The sequence below is a fragment of the Mucilaginibacter sp. P4_E8 genome (genome assembly GCF_056401495.1).
Genome location: NZ_JBFUJG010000055.1, coordinates 15,374 through 34,734, shown reverse-complemented (window position 1 = coordinate 34,734; position 19,361 = coordinate 15,374). Strand labels below are relative to the sequence as shown.

At 41.0% G+C, this 19,361-nt stretch carries 16 protein-coding genes; 7 read left to right on the top strand and 9 right to left on the bottom strand.

Features of this window, described 5'->3' with window-relative positions; genetic code table 11:
- The 3 genes from AC1DRQ_RS18380 to AC1DRQ_RS18370 form a co-directional block, all read left to right on the top strand.
- On the top strand, positions 1-185 hold a 185-nt coding region (locus AC1DRQ_RS18380), incomplete at its 5' end, for a hypothetical protein (protein ID WP_477426188.1).
- Between the two features lie 594 nt (positions 186-779).
- Positions 780-3,458, top strand: a complete 2,679-nt coding sequence (locus tag AC1DRQ_RS18375) for a valine--tRNA ligase (RefSeq protein WP_477426186.1) — start codon at positions 780-782, stop codon at positions 3,456-3,458.
- A 105-nt stretch (positions 3,459-3,563) separates the two neighbouring features.
- On the top strand, positions 3,564-5,363 hold the full coding sequence (locus AC1DRQ_RS18370; RefSeq protein WP_477426184.1) for a response regulator: 1,800 nt from the start codon (positions 3,564-3,566) through the stop codon (positions 5,361-5,363).
- Here AC1DRQ_RS18370 and AC1DRQ_RS18365 read toward each other — a convergent pair.
- The gene (locus tag AC1DRQ_RS18365) at positions 5,360-5,815 is read right to left on the bottom strand and encodes a type I restriction enzyme HsdR N-terminal domain-containing protein (RefSeq protein WP_477426182.1); all 456 of its coding nucleotides are present in this window, start codon (positions 5,813-5,815) and stop codon (positions 5,360-5,362) included. The genes AC1DRQ_RS18370 and AC1DRQ_RS18365 overlap by 4 nt on opposite strands.
- Before the next feature lie 120 nt (positions 5,816-5,935).
- Here AC1DRQ_RS18365 and holA point away from each other — a divergent pair, with 120 nt between their 5' ends.
- The 3 genes from holA to AC1DRQ_RS18350 all read left to right on the top strand — a co-directional run bounded on the left by holA (position 5,936) and on the right by AC1DRQ_RS18350 (position 8,695).
- The gene (gene holA, locus AC1DRQ_RS18360) at positions 5,936-6,958 is read left to right on the top strand and encodes a DNA polymerase III subunit delta (RefSeq protein WP_477426180.1); all 1,023 of its coding nucleotides are present in this window, start codon (positions 5,936-5,938) and stop codon (positions 6,956-6,958) included.
- A gap of 301 nt (positions 6,959-7,259) precedes the next feature.
- Positions 7,260-7,823, top strand: coding sequence for an adenylyl-sulfate kinase (gene cysC / locus AC1DRQ_RS18355; protein ID WP_477426178.1), 564 nt, complete (start codon positions 7,260-7,262; stop codon positions 7,821-7,823).
- A 41-nt stretch (positions 7,824-7,864) separates the two neighbouring features.
- Positions 7,865-8,695 (top strand): sulfotransferase, encoded by an 831-nt coding sequence (locus AC1DRQ_RS18350; RefSeq protein ID WP_477426176.1) that lies wholly within the window; start codon positions 7,865-7,867, stop codon positions 8,693-8,695.
- A gap of 88 nt (positions 8,696-8,783) precedes the next feature.
- On the opposite strand, the gene AC1DRQ_RS18345 is transcribed toward AC1DRQ_RS18350, so the two are convergent.
- From AC1DRQ_RS18345 to AC1DRQ_RS18335, 3 genes are all read right to left on the bottom strand, one after another.
- Complete coding sequence (locus AC1DRQ_RS18345; protein WP_477426174.1) at positions 8,784-9,623, bottom strand: hypothetical protein; 840 nt, start codon at positions 9,621-9,623, stop codon at positions 8,784-8,786.
- A gap of 18 nt (positions 9,624-9,641) precedes the next feature.
- Positions 9,642-10,592, bottom strand: coding sequence for a hypothetical protein (locus AC1DRQ_RS18340; protein WP_477426172.1), 951 nt, complete (start codon positions 10,590-10,592; stop codon positions 9,642-9,644).
- Positions 10,593-10,716: 124 nt separating this feature from the next.
- Positions 10,717-13,236, bottom strand: a complete 2,520-nt coding sequence (locus tag AC1DRQ_RS18335) for a PAS domain-containing protein (protein ID WP_477426170.1) — start codon at positions 13,234-13,236, stop codon at positions 10,717-10,719.
- A 181-nt stretch (positions 13,237-13,417) separates the two neighbouring features.
- Between AC1DRQ_RS18335 and AC1DRQ_RS18330 the strand changes: the two genes are divergently transcribed.
- The gene (locus tag AC1DRQ_RS18330) at positions 13,418-13,984 is read left to right on the top strand and encodes a DUF1572 family protein (RefSeq protein WP_477426168.1); all 567 of its coding nucleotides are present in this window, start codon (positions 13,418-13,420) and stop codon (positions 13,982-13,984) included.
- 107 nt (positions 13,985-14,091) lie between these two features.
- Here the strand turns inward: AC1DRQ_RS18330 and AC1DRQ_RS18325 are convergent, their stop codons facing one another.
- From AC1DRQ_RS18325 to AC1DRQ_RS18305, 5 genes are all read right to left on the bottom strand, one after another.
- Positions 14,092-14,856 carry a DUF4382 domain-containing protein gene (locus AC1DRQ_RS18325; RefSeq protein WP_477426166.1) on the bottom strand — a complete coding sequence of 255 codons (765 nt, stop codon included), beginning with the start codon at positions 14,854-14,856 and terminating at the stop codon, positions 14,092-14,094.
- 151 nt (positions 14,857-15,007) lie between these two features.
- Entirely contained in the window at positions 15,008-15,766 is a 759-nt protein-coding gene (locus AC1DRQ_RS18320; protein WP_477426164.1) for a 6-phosphogluconolactonase, read from the bottom strand.
- A 17-nt stretch (positions 15,767-15,783) separates the two neighbouring features.
- Positions 15,784-16,050 (bottom strand): HPr family phosphocarrier protein, encoded by a 267-nt coding sequence (locus AC1DRQ_RS18315; protein ID WP_477426162.1) that lies wholly within the window; start codon positions 16,048-16,050, stop codon positions 15,784-15,786.
- Positions 16,047-17,765, bottom strand: coding sequence for a phosphoenolpyruvate--protein phosphotransferase (gene ptsP, locus AC1DRQ_RS18310; protein WP_477426160.1), 1,719 nt, complete (start codon positions 17,763-17,765; stop codon positions 16,047-16,049). The genes AC1DRQ_RS18315 and ptsP overlap by 4 nt, the downstream gene beginning before the upstream one ends.
- The gene (locus AC1DRQ_RS18305; RefSeq protein WP_477426158.1) at positions 17,762-19,354 is read right to left on the bottom strand and encodes a PTS system mannose/fructose/sorbose family transporter subunit IID; all 1,593 of its coding nucleotides are present in this window, start codon (positions 19,352-19,354) and stop codon (positions 17,762-17,764) included. The genes ptsP and AC1DRQ_RS18305 overlap by 4 nt, the downstream gene beginning before the upstream one ends.
- Between the last annotated feature and the right edge of the window lie 7 nt (positions 19,355-19,361).

Genomic DNA, 19,361 nt, shown 5'->3' with positions numbered 1-19,361 from the left:
GTACGGATCACTGCATACGATGCATGAGCCAAACCTTTATCATAGAACTGCTGGATAATCATAATGTAGCTGCAAAGATAAGGGTTTGGATGGAATTGATGAGCTGGTTATGGTTGTGCGAAAGTAAAATAAATGGCAAGGTGGCAGGCGTAGTACGCTTTGGGATAATGTTATTACCCTTTTAATTCTTAAAAATGAAAAACAGATCATTACCGGCGATAAACAATAACGTGGCGTTATTAAAAAAGCCCGGCTTTTGCCAAGCTTTTACTAAAAACTTATTACTCAACATTCACAACTCCAATATCTGTCTCACGCTGATGCTGTCTTTCGTTTTTTATAGATTTTATAGCCGGGTTTATGAAGGTAATTCTGTATCTGTCATCCCCCATTACAAACCGGTAAGATGAACCGTTTAGCGGTTAAACCAGTTTATAAAAAACTCAAGTTTTGATCTTTTTAAAATGTCAAGCCAAAAGCGGTGTAAATGCATTGATTTCATGGCCTTTATAATTGGTTCTTATAAAAACGCCCTGATTGTAAAAATATTGTGGGAAATTGGTTGTCTGGAGCGGGTTGGGTGTGACCGGGCTGTAATGCTGAGTGATATTATTTAGTTTAAATCGGTGCAATCATACTAACCATTTCATTCAAATCAGGGATTTAAAATCATGGTAATCCTTTAATCCTAAAAATCAAGGTTCAGATAAAAAATCAGCGCAATCAAAAAAATCACCTAAATCAACGGTCTAAACTTAAAATCCTTATTTTTGCGCGTTATGAGTATTTCTAAAACATACCTGCCTAAAGAAACCGAAGAGAAGTGGTACAGCTACTGGTTAAAGCACGATTTTTTTAAATCGGTGCCTGATGAGCGTGAACCTTATACCATAGTTATTCCGCCGCCAAATGTTACCGGGGTTTTGCATATGGGGCACATGTTAAACAATACCATACAGGATGTACTGGTGCGCCGCGCCCGCATGAAGGGTAAAAATGCCTGCTGGGTTCCCGGAACCGACCATGCCAGTATTGCTACCGAAGCAAAGGTAGTTGCCATGCTTAAAGAGCGCGGTATCAGCAAAAAAGATCTTACCCGGCCCGAGTTTTTGGCTTATGCCTGGGAGTGGAAAGAGAAATACGGGGGCATTATCCTGGAGCAGCTTAAAAAGTTAGGCGCTTCGTGCGATTGGGACCGCACCCGTTTTACCATGGATGAGGAACTATCCGAAGCCGTGATCGATACTTTTATACACCTGTATAAAAAAGGCTGGATCTATCGTGGCGTACGCATGGTGAACTGGGATCCGCAGGGAAAAACTGCGGTAAGCGATGAAGAAGTTATCCGCAAAGAAGTTAATCAAAAGCTTTACTATATTAAATATGAGGTTGCCGGTGACGGGTTGCCAGTTGCGAGTGAAGATACCGGCAACACGCAACACGCAACGCGCAACTACTTAACAATAGCCACCACCCGTCCTGAAACCATTATGGCTGATGCAGCTATCTGTATCAACCCTAATGATGAGCGTTACCTGCACCTGCATGGTAAAAAGGTGTTTATTCCGCTTATTAACCGCGAGATACCGGTTATTTTGGATGAATACGTGACCATGGATTTTGGTACAGGCTGTTTGAAAGTTACCCCTGCCCATGACCTGAACGATTATGAACTGGGCCAGAGACACAACCTGCCCGTTATTGATATTTTAAATGACGATGGCACGCTGAACGAAAAGGCGCAGATATTAGTAGGCATTGACCGTTTTGCCGCGCGTAAAAAAATTGCCGTGTTGTTAGAAGAAGCCGGCGCTTTAGAAAAGGTGGAGGATTATAAATCGCAGATCGGTTTTTCGGAACGTACAGATGCGGTTATTGAGCCTAAACTATCTATGCAGTGGTTTTGCAAAATGAGCGAAATGGCTAAACCAGCCCTTGATTATGTATTGAATGGCGAGGTGAAGCTGATCCCCGAAAAATTTGTAAATACTTACCGTCACTGGATGGAAAATGTGAGGGACTGGAACATTAGTCGCCAATTATGGTGGGGACAGCAGATCCCGGCCTGGTATTTACCAAACGGCGAATTTGTTATCGCCAAAAATATTGACGAGGCCCTGGTTGAGGCGAAACTCAAAACTCAAAACTCGGCACTTATAGCGGCAAATTTAACACAAGACCCTGATGTAGTTGATACCTGGTTCTCCTCATGGTTATGGCCTATATCCGTATTTGGCGGGTTTAAAGATCCTGATAATGCTGATATTAATTACTACTATCCAACTAACGACCTGGTAACCGCTCCCGAGATCCTGTTTTTCTGGGTGGCCAGGATGATCATGGCCGGGCACGAGTTTAGGGGACAGGCGCCCTTTAAAAACGTATACCTGACTGGCATTGTAAGGGATAAGCTGGGTCGCAAAATGTCAAAATCATTGGGTAACTCACCTGATCCATTAGATTTGATAGAAAAGTATGGTGCCGATGGCGTTAGGGTAGGGATGTTGCTGTGCTCACCTGCCGGTAACGACCTGATGTTTGATGAAAGTTATTGTAAACAAGGTAGCGCTTTTGCCAATAAAATATGGAACGCTTTTAAATTGATCAAAGGCTGGGAGGTTGACGAAAAACTTGAAAACCCGAATGCCATAGCTATAGAATGGTTTGGCAGCCGCTTTAACCAGGCCCTTGGTGAAATTGAAGAAGATTTTAAGCAATATCGCTTATCAGAAGCTTTAATGGCCACCTACAAATTGGTATGGGATGATTTCTGCGCCTGGTACCTGGAAATGATTAAGCCAGCTTATCAGCATCCTGTTGATAAGGCTACATACACTGCTACCATCCGGTTTTTTGAAAATATTTTAAAGGTTCTACATCCTTTTATGCCTTTCCTTACCGAAGAGCTATGGCATGATGAATTGTTTGGTGAACGCACTGAAAAGGACTGCTGTATTGTAGCGCAATTGCCAAATATTGGGGAAATTAATGCACGGCTACTAAACGATATAGAGATTGTTAAAGACGTTATATCATCAATACGAAAAACCCGTATAGCAAAACAGATTGCTGATAAGGAACCGCTTGAACTTTTTGTTAAAACAAATACAGATATAAATTATCAGCAATATCAAGCCATTATAAGCAGGCTTGGTAATATAAGCCAATTTTCAACGGTTACGGATAAAGTAGCCGGAGCCATTAACTTTTTGGCTTCAACTGATGAATTTTATATTCCTTTTAGCGAAGATATTGATCCTGTGGCTGAACGCGCAAAGCTTGAAAAAGAGAAGGAGTACCTTTTAGGGTTTCTTAAATCAGTAAACGCCAAGTTGTTAAATGAGCGTTTTATGAGCAATGCCAAACCCGAAATTATTGACATTGAACAGAAAAAGAAGGCCGATGCTGAGGCCAAATTAGCCATACTTGAAGAAAACCTGGCCGCTTTGGCTGGTTAATTGTATAACATATTCGTTACAAACAGCAGTATCCATAACCTATAGGCGTAATTTTATGCCTGCAGGTTATGATGATTGCGTAAATTAAATGTTTGTTGTTTGAATATGCGCGAAGAAGTAGGTTTTTTTAACTTTTCCATCTATAAAATAATTTCAAAGGAGCAATCCTATCTTGACCAGGCACGAATACGTTTATTATACTATGGATTTTTCCTGATATTTGTAGCATCAGGTACTTTATTTGTAAGTGTTTATTTTCAGGGGCAGCAGTTACTGGCTTGCACCGCCGGCCTTTTAATGTTTGCCGTTGCCGTATTATTTAAAGCATTAACCTACAGGCCCAAATGGCGGGCCATATCACATGCACTGCTTGTAATAGGTACTTTAATTAATATTGGCATTGTTTATGTGTCGTTGCAAAGTATAAATGTTGTAACGCTGCAGGTTGTTATAGTAGTTATTGTGTTTAGCTATTATATGCTTGGACAAACCTGGGGATTGGTTTATTCTTCATTAAATACAGTACCCATACTGATCTTTCTGCTTATTGAATACCAGGGCAGTTATGTAATAGGCATCAAGCCCGATAAGATTGACCAGGCTACTATTATCATCAGCCTGTTTGCCAGCTTTATATTGCTCATATTTATTCACAGCCACTTTTATACCTCCTTTTTAAAAAATATAAAACAGCTTAAAGAAAGTGGTGAGGAGCAGGCTGTGCTTAATCTGAAACTTGAAAAAGCAATTGAAAAGGCCGAAAAATCTACCCGTGCCAAATCAGATTTCCTTTCAACCATGTCGCACGAGATCCGTACACCCCTTAACGCGGTGATAGGTATGAGTAATTTACTGATGATGGACAGTCCGAGACCCGAACAAAAAGAGAATCTGGAGATCTTGAGATTTTCAGCAAATAACCTGCTGGCTATTGTAAATGATGTGCTTGATTTTAACAAAATTGAATCGGGCAAACTGGTGTTCGAGAATATCCGCTTTAACCTGGTTGAGTTGATGGACAATGTTTGTGGCGGGCAAATGTTAAATGCCGAAGAAAAAGGGCTGGAGTTTAAACTGGCTATTGACGATAGGCTAAAGAACAAAGTGTTTTTTGGTGACCCAACCCGTATAACCCAGATTATTTTTAACCTGGTAAGCAATGCTATAAAATTTACCCACAAAGGAAGTGTATGGGTTAAGGTAACCTGCCTGGAAGACCGGCATAATTGGGTTACCGTTAAGTTCTCTGTAATGGATACAGGTATAGGTATTAAAGAAACAAACTTGCGCAGCATACTTGAGCCCTTTACCCAGGGATCATTGGCTGCTACACGTGAATATGGTGGAACCGGCCTGGGTCTGGCAATTGTAAAACGTTTGCTTGATTTGCAGGGCCGGGAAATCCAGATATTCAGTAAAATAGGCGAGGGATCGGAGTTTTTATTTAATATGGAGTTTCCGGTATCAACCGAGAGGCCTGCCAAAAAGGTTGACGAACCAACCGAAAAAACACCAGAAAATTTCTTAGCAAGTTTAAAGGTACTTATTGCCGAGGATAATGTGGTTAATGTGATGCTGATGAAGAAGTTGTTATCAAAATGGGGCATAATACCCACCATTGCCGAAAACGGCGAGCGCGCAGTTGAGTTTATGCAATATGGTAATTTTGATATTATACTGATGGATTTGCAAATGCCTGTAATGAATGGTTTTGACGCTACTAATGAGATCAGGAAAATGGCCGACCCCAAAAAGGCAAATGTGCCTATCATCGCACTCACGGCTTCGGCAATGGCCGAAATTAAGGATAAGGTATATGAGGCCGGGATGAACGGTTATGTATCAAAACCATTTAAGCCTGATGATTTGATTGAAAAGATCCAAAGCCTTACAATTTTAAATTAAACCTCCTTTGTATAAGCAGGTAGCTCTGCTATAAACTGGTACTGCCGCTTATCAATATCAATACTGCAATAATAATGTTGCAGGCCATTACTTACAGCCAGTAACGATACTTGGTGCACCATGTTATAGCGGGCTATCTGGTCAAATGTTTTTTGATCAATAGTTACTGACGGGGCTTTGCACTCTACTATTAATATCCTTTTTCCCTGGGTGTTAAATACAACAATATCCGTACGTTTTTGCAAGCCGTTAAGTTTCATGCCCCCTTCAAGTTTAATGAGCGAGCGGGGATAGTTTTTATGTTTAATAAGATATTGTACAAAATGCTGCCGTACCCACTCTTCGGGTGTAATAATTATATTTTTTTTCCTGATCTCGTCAAACAAAGTTAACTGCCCGTTTTGATCACTTATTTTAAAAGGGTAAGGAGGCAGGTTAAGCGGAGTTAGCATTTGTTAAAAGTCAAAAATCTAAAGTACAAAGTCAAAAGTAAAACATATGCGGAGTTAAATCAGCTAAAAAATCAAAATAGTGGTGACTTTTGACCTTAGACTTCATACTTTTGACTTCATATGACCGCAGCAGATATATTAAAAGATATTAAGAACCGTAAATATAAACCCCTGTATCTGCTGCATGGCGAAGAACCTTATTTTATTGACGTGGTAAGCAATTATATTGAACATAGCCTGCTGCCCGAAGCCGAGAAGGGTTTTAACCAAACGGTGGTGTATGGTAAGGATACCGAGATCATGGCAGTGCTTAACGCCGCTAAACGTTACCCCATGATGGCCGATTACCAGGTGGTACTGGTAAAAGAAGCCCAGGATATGAAATGGGGTAAGGATGATGATGGTAAAAAGAGCATAGACCCACTATTGAGTTACCTGGAAAACCCGTTGCCCAGTACCATATTGGTTTTTTGCTATAAGTATGGCAAGTTTGATAAACGTAAAAAAACTTATAAGGCCATTGAAAAAAACGGGCTCGTTTTTGAGTCGGCCCCTTTATATGATAGTAAAATACCTGCCTGGATAGAAGGTTATATAAGCGATAAGGGATATAAAATTAACCAGCAGGCATCGGCCATGCTTTCGGAGTATTTAGGTAACGACCTTTCAAAAATTGCAAACGAGCTCGAGAAACTGATGCTAAATGTAACCGCCGGTCAGGAAATTACATTGAAGCATATTCATGATAATATTGGCATCAGTAAAGAGTACAATGTATTTGAACTGCAAACTGCACTCAGTAAAAAAGATGCTTTTAAAGTTAACCAGATCATTAATTATTTTGAAGCCAACCCTAAAGCTAATCCTATTGTGCTTGTGCTGGGTAATTTGAATAATTACTTTAGTAAGGTGCTGGCCTATCATTATGTAAAGGATAAATCACAGCAAAACCTGGCGCGCGAGTTAGGTGTAAATCCTTATTTTGTGAAAGACTATGAACAGGCGGGCCGCAGTTATAGTTATCAAAAAACCATGCAGATCATCAGCTACCTGCGCGAGTATGATCTGAAAAGCAAAGGTGTCGAATCAAACGCGCCGCATGGCGAACTGATGAAAGAGTTGATGTTTAAAATACTCCACTAAAGCCTTTATCATCGGGTTGCCGGAGGTTGATGGTATCACTCAAATACGTAACATTTTTGTTAGGTGTATCAAAATGAATCTCTTAACCGTAATAAACTCAATTTGAATAAAACCACACTCACATCGTTATTTAGACGATTTATGCTATCGTAATTTTCTTTAACGAAAGTATTGTGATTCATTGTAAAAGATTATTTACAATTGATCACAGAATAACCAATAAGTAATTCTATAAGTTCACGTTATGAAAGTGTCCTGCAAGACTTTCGCAAGATGATATTTATAAACATAATTATTAGTTATGATACTTTTATTTTGCGGCTTATCAGGAGCAGGTAAAACAACACTGGCAGGGAAGGTTGCTACTGAGCTAACCGAACTTGGAATAAAGATCGAAATAATTGATGGCGATGAATATCGCAAAGAAATTTGCAAAGACCTCGGCTTTTCAAAACATGATAGGTGCGAGAACATTAGGCGGCTTGGTTTTATTGCCAGCCGGTTTTCGGCCCATGGCATAGTTACCATTGTTAGCGCCATAAATCCTTACGATGATGTAAGGCGTGAATTATCAGAAAAATATGAACATGTAAATATTGTGCATGTTGACTGTCCCGTTAACAAGCTGATTTCGCGTGATACCAAAGGGCTCTATAAAAGGGCGCTTTTACCAGAAGGCCATCCTGATAAACTATCAAATTTAACAGGTATCAATGATCAGTTTGATGTACCGTATGATGCTGATCTTTATATAAATACCAACGAAAATACCATACAGCAAAGCACATCGTTATTACTTTATTATATACTTAATAATCTTCATCCTACCGAAAATGCTTCAAATAAAATGACTAATAATTTTTAAGCCGCTGCTGCGTATTTTAAACCATTCGTCTTTTTATAATTATGCAAAAAAGAACCCTAATCATTGCCGGAATGCACCGTTCAGGCACATCTCTTATTTCGCATTGGCTTGCAAAGTGCGGTTTACAGTTAGGTGAAAAACTGGTTGGCCCGGGTCGTGGGAACGCTGAAGGGCACTTTGAGGACGTAGAGTTTTTAAAGATGCACGAAGAGGTATTGGCTAATAATAACCTGCCGCTCTCTGGCTTAACCGATGTGCAGGTTGAAAATTTTTCTATCTATGAGAAAGAGAAATTAAGAAGCATCATTAAAATAAAACAGAAGCTATATGATCAGTGGGGATGGAAAGACCCACGCACCTGCTTGTTTTTAGATGTTTATCAGGAATTATTACCCGATGCCTGCTACCTCATCATCCTGCGCGATTATCAATCTGTAGTAAGTTCGTTGCTCAGGCGCGATTTTAAACAGATTGATGAGCAGTTTATGACCCGCAAATATTTGCCCAGATTGGTGTGGCAAAAATTTAAGAGAACCCGCCAGCTGAACGAATATTATAACGCACACGCTACAGAATTTTTAAAAATATGGATAGCCTATAATCAGGATATTTTAAAATGCATTAAAAAGCTAAACAGCGGTTCATTTGTGGTAATTAATTATTCCATGTTGAATAATGCAGATACCCTGCTTTTCTCGCACCTAAAAAACAGCTGGAATTTTTCGCTGAAATATTTCAGGTTTAAGGATGTATTTAAAGAGAGCCAGATTGGGGAGGATATCAATATTGATCTCTATATAGCTGATAAAACACTTATTGAAAATGCAAAACAACTACAGGATGAACTTATGGGGTACATGCTTGGAGATTAAGAGGTAATTTTGAATGTGTTTAATTTTAAAACAAACAAAAAGGCCGCACATGTGCGGCCTTTTTGTTTGTTAAAGGTGTTGTATATTATTAAAGACCGGTTTTTATTGTATCGGTGTCAAAACTACCATTGATACTGATATCGAAGCCGGAAGTAGGTGCGGTAAACAACTTACCTGTTAGCGTAGTTTTGGTATTGCGGTCGCAGGTTACATTATCTACTTTTTTAGGCAAGTAGCTGGTACCGGTGCCCGTAGCTTTTATTGTTACCGAAAAAGGAGCAGTTACGTTAAATACTGGCCCGGATATTTTGACATTTGTTTTTCCGATATCTGCCGGAGTTATTGTTTTTGTATATACGCGGATAACTGGTGATTGAGGTTTAGCGCCGGCTGAAATAAGAAAATTGTTAGCATCACTTGTAATGGTAACTGATATTGACGAAATAGTTGCAGGTATAGCGTCTTCAATATTTACCTCAAGTTTCCCGTTTATTCTGTCTAAAGTTACATTTGAATTGATAGGGCCGTTGGATACAGTTATGGGCAATAGCTTAAAATAAGTATCACTATCAGTTGTAAAGGCCGAATTGGTAGATTGAAGGTTACCACGGGCTTGTATCAAGCCTACTGTATAATTTCCGGCAGGTAGCGAGTCTTTAATAATACCAAAACCGGGTACGGCACTGGTTTGAAATAATAATTTAGTTTGAGCACCAGAAAGCACATAGTATAACTTTTGTGTTGAGTCAGGCAGGGCATTTATGGTTAGCTTACCTGTTATACCGCTGGTTTTTAAGGTTTGTTTTAAACCCGATATGTTAAAAGTTATAGGATAAAGTTTTTTAGCATCGGGGTTATTTTTCTTGTCTTTTTTACAGCTTGTTATCAATGCGGCAATAACCAGGCAATAAGTTATATATCTTTTCATGAGAGGTCTCAATTTGAGTTAAAAGTGAATAGGTGTTTTGTCAGGATTCCAGGTAGTATTGGTGGTTACCTTAATGCTGTTGGTGCCCGATGTACTAAAAAGCTTGCCCGATACCAGGGTTACCTTATTTGGCTCACAACTAATATTTATTTTTTTCTGCAAAACGATGTTGGCAGCAGCATCGTAGCACGTAATGGTTATGGCAAAAGGCGTTCCTATATTAGCCGTTAAGGCCGATATCTTGTTATTGATACTACCGGTAACTAAATTCTTTAAAGAATGGTTATTAGGTAAGGTTACATCGAAGCCAATATGCTGGCCTTCAACTATTATAAATTTATCCTGTGCAATACTGTAGCGCAGGTTTGTTTCGGTAAAGTTTAACCGGAGTGTTTTAACATTGGCAGGTATAGCATCTTCCACATTCAGCACTACCTGGGCAAGCGGTCTTTGCAATTCTACATTTTGTGTGATATCCTGGGTGCCTACGGTTAGGGTTAGTTTTTTATAAAAAACATCACTCCATAGTTGTGCCCCCTGGTTAGAAATATAATCAGGATCATTATGATCATAATACCAAAAGTAATCAAGACTAAGCTTATTGCCCGCGAGCTGAAATTTATCATATCCTGCGGCAAAAACAACGGTATAGGTTCCGGCTGGTACACTGTCGGTAAAATGGCTGTAATTAGGATCGTCAGATAAATGGATCACTGTTTTCAGTACCGTGCCATTGCTGTCATATATCCGGTAAACAAGCTGTGGTACACTATCAGGGGGAGTAACGGCATTGGTTTTTAAACCGCTGTTAGCCGCATCAATAGGGCCTTTTGACTGACTAAAGCCAGGTAATGTAAAACTCAGTGCCCGCAGTTTGCCTCCGGTTGGGATTGGTTCTTTTTTGTCTTTTTTACATGAAAAAATAACAACAGAACAAAGTACGATAAAGATTAGGTTAATTTTTTTCATAGATAATTATTATTAATCAACTGATACAAATCTAATTAGTTTGCAGCTAATTAAATAAGTTTAATTTAGAAAATATCTGTAATAAGTATATAAAATAATATTAAAGATCAAAAGTTCGTATTTATTAATTAAGCGGGAGCCTGAAAAAGAAGGTGGAACCCGCACCGGGTTTACTCTCTATCCAAAAATTGCCATTGTGTCTTTTTAAAATTTCTGCAGATATAAAAAGCCCAAGGCCCAGTCCGTCAAAACGCATAGCCGTATTATCAACGCGGTAATAACGTTCAAACAGCCGGGTATGGTTCTTTTCTTCAATGCCGATACCAAAATCCTGAACAGATAAGATCAGGCTGTTATCTTCATGCTTCCACACACAATTAACAATCACTTTATCTGCCCGGGGCGAGTATTTAATAGCATTGGCCAATAAGTTATTCAACACTTGTTCCAGCCTGAAGCGGTCGCCGGTGTAGGATACGTCTTCAGCATTTTCCAGGACGATCTGGTGCGATGGTGTGGTGTGCTGCACACCATCAATGCTATCAATCAGCATTTCTCTGAAATTAAAGGTTTCCATGTTATATTCCATCTTGCCTGCATTAATGCGGCTTACATCCAACAGGTCGCTGATCAATTTTTCGAGCCGTTGTACATGAGCTGCAGATTTTTGAATAAGGCCGGCAAGTTTTTCAGGATCGCTAATGCGCAGCATCAGCTGGTTAAATGCTTTAATACTGGTAAGCGGGGTTTTAAGTTCATGACTGGCTATTGACAGGAACTCATCCTTTTTTTGCTCATTGGTTTTTTGGATATCGATATTAGTGTTGGTACCTAACCATAATTTGATCTGGTCGTTTTCAATCAGTGGTACGGCCCTGGCCAAATGCCAGTGATACTGCCCGTCATGAAACTTTAAGCGGAACTCTATGACGTATTCCTTGCCGGTTTTTAGCGCAATAAACCATTTTTTTAAACAGTTATTCCGATCATCAGGATGAATAAAGGCCTGCCAGCCATGTTTTAAAATTTCTTCGGCATTTTGTCCAAAATCATCACAAATCACCTCGTTTACATAATCGAGCGAACCATCAGGCCGGGCTGTCCATACCTGCTGGGGTATGGCATTCAATAAAAAACGAAAACGTTCTTCATTTTCCTTTTCTTTTTGCCTTATAAGTATCGTTTCGGTAACTTCAAAAACAAAAACCAATATACCATCTACGCTATTATCCGCATCATACCTTGCCTGGTAAATAAAATTAAAATAACGGTCAACAACGGGTCCGTTTACTGTTTGTGCCAGGGGTACCAGCAATTCCTTGCCCTCAAAGGTGTTACCTGTTTCATATACATTTTTTAAAATATCACCTATCAATTGACCCTTCAGTTCGGGCAGGGCCTCCATGAGTGGTTTACCCGTAAGCTCACGCCCCGGAAAAAGTTGCTGATATGGCGGATTAACCAGTTCAAATACAAAGTTAGGGCCATCAAGCACACAAACGCCCGCCGGTGCCTGCATAAAAAATCTTCGCAACCTTTCGGCCTGGCCAGTAGCCTCAGCCTGGGCTATTAACAGTTCGTGGGTGCGTAATTCAACCCTTTCTTCCAGTTCATCATTTAACTTTAGCAGGTTTTGCTGTGCCTGGAACAATTCTTCATTGGTTGCACTTAACTCTTCATTTGCCGACTGAATTTCTTCGCTCGTGGCTTGTATCTCTTCGTTGGCGTAGGCCAGCCCTTCATTTAAGGCCAGCAATTTCTTTTCGCTATGTTCCAGGTGCTTCCTGGCCATAACCAATTCGGTTATCTCATACTTAAAACTTAAAACACCTGTTATTGTATCTTTTTCGTCTCTGATGGCCTGGTACACAAAGTTAAAGTAACGATCCTCCAGCTTACCGCCAATTTCCCTGGCCAGTGGGATGCATATTTCATTGCCGGCAAAGGTCTCGCCGGTTTTATAAACGTGCTGCAAGGCTTTCCATATAGGCTCATCCGCCACTTCGGGCAGTGCCAGCAGAAGCGGTTTTCCAAGTACTTCGCGGTTAGGGAAAAGTTGTTTCTTATATTGGGGGTTAATAAATTCATAAACCAGGTCAGGGCCCATTACAATAGCAATTTGTGCAGGCATCTCGTTAAAAAGCTTTTCCATCTGCTTGCTAAGCTGTTCAGCCTTTTCTACAGCTTTTGTTTCCTTTTCCAAACTTGCTTTTAAATTCCTTTCGGCAAGCACCTGTTCGGTTACGTCCTGCGTATGATGAATAATGTAACTGATATCGCCCTCGTGATCTATAATTGGAGTATGAGCAGTATTCCAGTAACGCTCCAGCATGTTGGCTTCCTCATTTTTGTCAGGAATATCAAAGCGGGTTACAGGCAACTGATGAGGTTTGCCGGTTTCAATCACCTCCTTCAAAGAAAAGGCTATACTACCTTCCTCTGCCAACCAGTCGGGTATTTTAGGAAAAACATCAAACAGGTATTTTTCGCGCAGTTCGGCCCTGCTTTTACCGATTAGCTGCGTATAAGCATCGCTTGCTGTAAGTATATACAGTTCCTTTGAAAGAATTAGGTAAGGATGAGGTAATGTCTCAAAAACCCTCAACATTTCGGGTGGTAAAGCTGAACTGTGTTTTATGGGCATATATTGTTATAAGTGTACAACAAGATTAATAAACGGGTACAGTTATTAAAATATTCTCTTGTATGAAAATGTTTTACAGATTCACAAATAAATATTGGGACAACCATGATTGATGGGGGTGCAGAGAATGATTTTAAAGTATAATAATTGACCGGTATTAAAAAAGCCTTTAACTTTATATATGACATCTGATTATCTGGAAAGTATTAAAAAACAGTTTGCCTACTATAAAATGCTGGGCGAAAAAACTATTGAACAGCTTAGTGATGAGCAGTTGGTATGGCAATATAATGCTGAATCAAACAGTATTGCGATGATCATCCATCATCTGTCGGGTAATATGATCTCCAGGTGGACTGATATTTTTAATTCGGATGGTGAAAAATCATATCGTAACCGCGAGGCGGAGTTTGAGGAGATCACACCCGGTCGCGAAGAACTTTTAAAAATGTGGGATACGGGCTGGAAATGTCTTTTAGATACGGTTGAACAGCTTACAGACGATGATCTGGACCGGATAATTTATATCCGCAATATGGGCCATACCGTTGCCGAAGCTCTTAACCGGCAATTAGCGCATTATCCATATCACATAGGGCAAATTGTGTTTATTGGGAAAATGCTTTGTAAAGAAAAATGGCATTCGCTTTCCATCCCAAAAGGGCAATCTGAAGCTTATAATGCCAATAAGTTTTCAAAAGACAAACACCGTGAACATTTTACGGATGAGTTTAAGAAGGATAAATAAAATTGATAAAACCTAATGGTGTTATACTTAAAACAGCCAGTTCAAGCATCGCTTGCTTGAACTGGCTGTTTCTTGGAGTCTTAATTATAATAAGTGCAAATATCTCCTTAAGGTGTGATGGTAACAGTTCCCATATCCTGCACTGAACCATTGGTTACTGAAACGTTATTAACTGTTTTTACAGCATAAGGGCTAACAGGCAAAAATTTAACACTATAAATCCCCGCTGCAAGTCCGGGGAAATAAAATTTACCGGTGGCATCAGCAACAGTACCTACGGTATCTGTACCCATGATTGCATATACCTTTGGATAGGACATTGCCGGGCTAACCGTACCCGTTAATGCTCCGGAAACAGCATCCGCAATGGCGCGTATAACAGGCTTTAACTGGTATTTACCATTGCCGGTTGTTACAATTGACCGTGCAGCGTCAAAATCCAAACGTAGGGTATAATTTATACCCGCTGTTAAATTATCATGAACATTTAATTTAACACCTGAGGTTTGGCCACTTGGCGTATTCAGATCATAAGAGGTGCCATTCACCACTACACGGTTACCGGTTGCATTCAGTACCAGGCGTACTTGTTGTATGGTTCCCGCAGGGATATCCTGTGCAGCAAGCAGGGTATCTTTACCAAACCTAAAACGAAGAATGTCAATTGGACCGCCACCGACAGCAAGCGTATGTTCGCCGCTTGAAGTGGTAACCACCACACTTTTTATACTTAAAATAACCGCATTGTATGGCCCGGGATCATCCGTTAATTTAACGGCGATATGTGCAGAACCAGATGAGGATTCACTCTTTTTGCATGAGGCTAACCCCAGGCATACTAAAGCAACGGAAAGTAAAAAGAACGTTTTCATAACTAATTATTATGTAAGTAATATATTTTAGTTACTCAACACAAACATTAGTATTTTGTTTAATTGATCAACAGTTAAACCCTAACCTAACATAAAAAAGCCCTATAACAACTGTTATAAGACTTGATGATAAAGGTTAGGTTGTAAATTCTTAAAAATTATATCCGCGTTGCTTTGCGCGTTCATGTATCAACGCTCCTGCATCAGCATCCAGTAAAATTTCACAGTTGGGGTGCAATTGTACTACAGAAGCCGGTATATCCGTGGTTACCGGACCGAGTATGGCCTGTTCAATAATTTGGGCCTTATGAGCGCCTTTGGCAATCAGGATCAGCTTACGGGTGTGCATAATGTTTTTTATACCGCGGGTTAAGCCACCCAATACAATATGCTCAGGTACCTGTGTTTCGCGGCGTACACGGGCTTCAAAGTCGGGATCCATTGGCGATACCCATGTTTCGCTTTCAAATGGCGTACCAGGCTGATTAATGCCAATATGACCATTGCTGCCAATGCCCAGCATTTGCAGGTCGGCGCCGCCGCGACCGGCCAGGCGTTGTTCAAATAGCTGGCTTTCGGCCTCAAAATCATCGCTCAGGGTAGGGGGCATAATAAAGTTTTCATCGGGGATACCCAGCGGACCGGCTATCTGGTTCAATATCATCGTATAACAACTGCCGACATACTCACGGGGCAAATTGGTAAGTTCATCCACATTAAAAAGTGTAATGCGCGATACATCAAACGGATATTGCGTATAAATATCAGATACAATGCGGTGCATATCCATAGTGGTTTGCCCGGTTGAAAGGCCTATCACAGCAGTTGGTTTTTCCAGCATCTGACCAATAATGCGCCATGCTGCTGTCTCGTTAAATTCCCGTTCGTTTTTGGTGATGGTGATCTTCATTGTTAGTATTTGCCTTATTATAAGTGTTTTAATTCTTCCTGAAAAAATATATCAATGGCCTCCATCGCGGTAATTTCATCCTCACCTTCCCCAATAATAGTTATGGTATCGCCACCTTTTGCAGCCAGCGCCAGGATATTCAGCAGGCTGTTGAGTTTAACTGTGCGGTCGCCCTTTTTTATGCTGATAGCTGAAGTGAACTTTTTAGTAAGCTTTACCAGTGCGGTTGCCGGGCGGGCATGGATTCCTTCGGTTGCGGTAATGATATAATCTTTTGTTATCATGCGTTTATTTCCTGTAAATATGTGGTAATGGCCTGCGAATTGTCCATTTCCATTACCCGTTGATGCACCTGTTTAGCAGTTGCAAGATTGTTATTAATGATGATATTCTTGATCTGCGGAATGGAGGCAGCGCTCATGGAAAACTCAGTAAGTCCCATACCCAGTAACAGCAGGGTAGCTTTTGGGTCTGAGGCAAGCTCGCCGCATATGCCCACCTCTATATGGTGCTTATGACCCTGTTCAATCACATAAGCTATCAGCCGTAGTACCCCGGGATTGTAAGGGTCATACAGGTCTTTGATCTTTTCGTTCATCCTGTCAACAGCAAGGGTGTACTGGCAAAGGTCATTAGTGCCAATGCTGAAAAAATCAACTTCCTTAGCCAGCAGATCGGCGGTAAGGGCTGCCGATGGGATCTCGATCATGATGCCAATTTTGATGGTTTTATCAAAGGGAACATCAGCTTCTGTCAGTTCATCCATAGCCTCATGCAGAATAACTTTCGCGTCCCTGATCTCCTGGATGTTGGATATCATGGGGAACATAACCTTCAATTTTCCAAAAGCGCTGGCCCTCAGTATGGCTTTTAGCTGGGTGATAAAAATGTCCTTCCTGTCCAAACAGATCCTGATGGCACGGTAACCCAGGAAAGGGTTTTGCTCTGCCGGGAAATTAAAATAGGGCAGTTGTTTATCGCCGCCAATATCAAGGGTACGCACAATAACAGGTTTTCCTTTAGCTTTCAAGGCCACTGCTTTATAAAACTCGAATTGTTCTTCTTCGGTAGGCAGGGCATCGCGGCCCATAAAAAGCAATTCAGTGCGTAAAAGGCCCGATCCTTCGGCACCAAAGCCTAAAGCATGTTCCATATCAGCTGCATCACCAATATTAGCAAATAGATTTATCGGGGTGCCATCGGTAGTAATTGCCGGTTTATCTTTTATTGATCTTAACAGAGATGCCTGGGCTAAATAAGCATCTCTTTGAATGATATATTGCTCAATAATATCCCGACTGGGGTTTACCATGATCTGCCCGGTTTGCCCATCGAGGATGAGTATATCACCGTCCTGTATATTTTTCAATTGCGGTCCGCAACCTGCCACAGCCGGGATACCTCTTGATTTTGCTATGATAGCCGCATGCGATGTTTTACCACCAACCTGTGTTGCAAAACCTATAACATGCGTTATATCCATGCTGATGGTATCAGAAGGGGTAAGGTCTTCAGCGATAATGATGGTATCAGGCCCGTATTGCCGGGCAGCAATTTTATTAGTAGTGTTTAAATTTTTAAGTAGTCTGTCACCAATATCCTGTATATCTGCAGCACGGGCACTCAGATATTCATCGTCCATGTTTTTAAACAGCTGTACCGCATCCCTGATAACCTCTATAACCGCATCGTTTACGTTTTTTCGGTCTTTGCTTATCTTTTCGGTAACATCATCTTTAATTTGAGGATCGCTTAGCAGTTCGATGTGAGTTTCCAATATATCCAAACCTTCGGAGCCTTGTGATGCATCATAATTGCTGATCATCGTTTCCACCTCGGTAATAGACAAGGCTACCACGTTATTGAATTTCTCGATCCCGATCAATATATCGTCATTATTCAGTAATACAATGCCTGTTAAAGCAGCTTCCTGTTTTTGGAGCACGTGAGCCCTGCCTATCGCGATTCCGGGAGATACACCTATGCCATTCATCATCATACAAATAAATGGATTATACTGCCTGCAAAGCCTAGTGCTAATAGACCTAATAACAACCAGGTGGTTTTTACCTGCTTCTTTACAAAATAATACACTAAAAAGGTAAGCCCAAGTGGGATGATTGCTGGTACTATCTGGTCCAAAATGCCTTGTACAGCAACTGCTGATGGCGATGATCCAATATTTAGGGGTGTTTTGATATTCATAAGCGTGGCAGGCATAGCACCAACTACCATTAACCCTAATATGGCTGCGCCTGAGGTTAGCTTATCCATCACATTGCTTTTGCTTAGGTTCTGCAAAAATTTAGTGCCGGCATTATAACCTATAAAAGTCAGGTTATATCGCAGCAGCAAATGCGGAACGTTAAATATCAGCAGGAAAAGCAGTGGCCCTAATATATTGCCTTTGATAGCCAGCGATGTGCCTACCCCGGCAGCAATTACCTTAAAAGTTCCCCAGAACAGCGAATCGAACACCCCGGCGAGTGGCCCCATCAGACCCAGCTTAACCGAACTGATGGATTCCTCGTCGAAATCCTTATCCTGGCTGTTTTGCTCTTCCATGGCGGCGGTAATGCCGATGATGAGCGTGGAGCCATATGGACTGGTATTAAAAAGTTGTAAATGCCTTTTGAGCGCGGCAGCCATGGCCTCTTTAGTGTGATATAGTTTTTTTAATACCGGGATAATGGTAAATGCAAAGCCGGTGTTTTGCCAGGTTTCAAAATTAAAGTTAGCCTCCAGCGTAAGCGATCTGAAAAATAAATTGCGGAGGGTAGCTTTGCTCAATTTATGCTGTGGGTCAATGACCTCGCTTTTAGTGGGGGCATCATCAAAATCAAAATCGTCATCGGTTGGGGCGGTCGGTTTAGGTGGGGTTTGAGTGACTATCAGGGCTATGATAACGCCTAAACCACCAATGGCTATAATGGGCATCTTTAAAAAAGCCGCCAGCATAAAACCCAGGAAAAAATATGGAGCAACCCTTTTGTTGAACATGAGGTTCATCAGTAGTGCAAAACCCAACGCGGGCAGCATGTTGCCGGCTACTTGCAAACCCGATTGCACCCAGGCAGGGATCAGATCTAAAAACGATTTGATGGCCGATGAACCCAACTCCAGCGCCACAAAAACGATAATGCCCATTAACAACGGTTTTAACAGGCCAGATAGTACGTGCAGCCTTTGGATACCTTTATAGTCACCATCATCGGCATATTGGTTGAATTTTTTATTGAATACGGCACGGAAAACAAACAACCCGCTGATCACCATTTCGGCCAGTATGGAAATTGGGACAGCTAAGGCCAGCGCGATGGCAGGCCCCTTGTGCGACATGATGGCAAAAGCGGTACCCAGCACGCCTCCGGTAATAATATCAGGTGGTATGGCCGCGCCAACTTTTATATTACCCATAAATATCAGCTCCAGTGTAGCGCCTATCATTACACCCTGTGTTACATCGCCCAGTACCAAACCCACCAGCGGACCTAAAACCAGCGGTCGACTGAGCAAAGTGGTTCCCATGAAATCTTCAAAATGCCCAAAAATGGCTATCAGTGTAAGCAATAGGAATGTTACCAGCACTTTGTAT

Excerpts from the sequence above, each read along its gene's own strand:
- AC1DRQ_RS18365 (WP_477426182.1), bottom strand. The coding sequence starts at position 5,815 with ATGCTAACTCCGCTTAACCTGCCTCCTTACCCTTTTAAAATAAGTGAT.
- AC1DRQ_RS18320 (WP_477426164.1), bottom strand. The coding sequence starts at position 15,766 with ATGAAGATCACCATCACCAAAAACGAACGGGAATTTAACGAGACAGCA.
- AC1DRQ_RS18375 (WP_477426186.1), top strand. The coding sequence starts at position 780 with ATGAGTATTTCTAAAACATACCTGCCTAAAGAAACCGAAGAGAAGTGG.
- holA (WP_477426180.1), top strand. The coding sequence starts at position 5,936 with ATGACCGCAGCAGATATATTAAAAGATATTAAGAACCGTAAATATAAA.
- cysC (WP_477426178.1), top strand. The coding sequence starts at position 7,260 with ATGATACTTTTATTTTGCGGCTTATCAGGAGCAGGTAAAACAACACTG.
- ptsP (WP_477426160.1), bottom strand. The coding sequence starts at position 17,765 with ATGATGATGAATGGCATAGGTGTATCTCCCGGAATCGCGATAGGCAGG.
- AC1DRQ_RS18335 (WP_477426170.1), bottom strand. The coding sequence starts at position 13,236 with ATGCCCATAAAACACAGTTCAGCTTTACCACCCGAAATGTTGAGGGTT.
- AC1DRQ_RS18315 (WP_477426162.1), bottom strand. The coding sequence starts at position 16,050 with ATGATAACAAAAGATTATATCATTACCGCAACCGAAGGAATCCATGCC.
- AC1DRQ_RS18325 (WP_477426166.1), bottom strand. The coding sequence starts at position 14,856 with ATGAAAACGTTCTTTTTACTTTCCGTTGCTTTAGTATGCCTGGGGTTA.
- AC1DRQ_RS18350 (WP_477426176.1), top strand. The coding sequence starts at position 7,865 with ATGCAAAAAAGAACCCTAATCATTGCCGGAATGCACCGTTCAGGCACA.
- AC1DRQ_RS18330 (WP_477426168.1), top strand. The coding sequence starts at position 13,418 with ATGACATCTGATTATCTGGAAAGTATTAAAAAACAGTTTGCCTACTAT.
- AC1DRQ_RS18370 (WP_477426184.1), top strand. The coding sequence starts at position 3,564 with ATGCGCGAAGAAGTAGGTTTTTTTAACTTTTCCATCTATAAAATAATT.
- AC1DRQ_RS18345 (WP_477426174.1), bottom strand. The coding sequence starts at position 9,623 with ATGAAAAGATATATAACTTATTGCCTGGTTATTGCCGCATTGATAACA.
- AC1DRQ_RS18340 (WP_477426172.1), bottom strand. The coding sequence starts at position 10,592 with ATGAAAAAAATTAACCTAATCTTTATCGTACTTTGTTCTGTTGTTATT.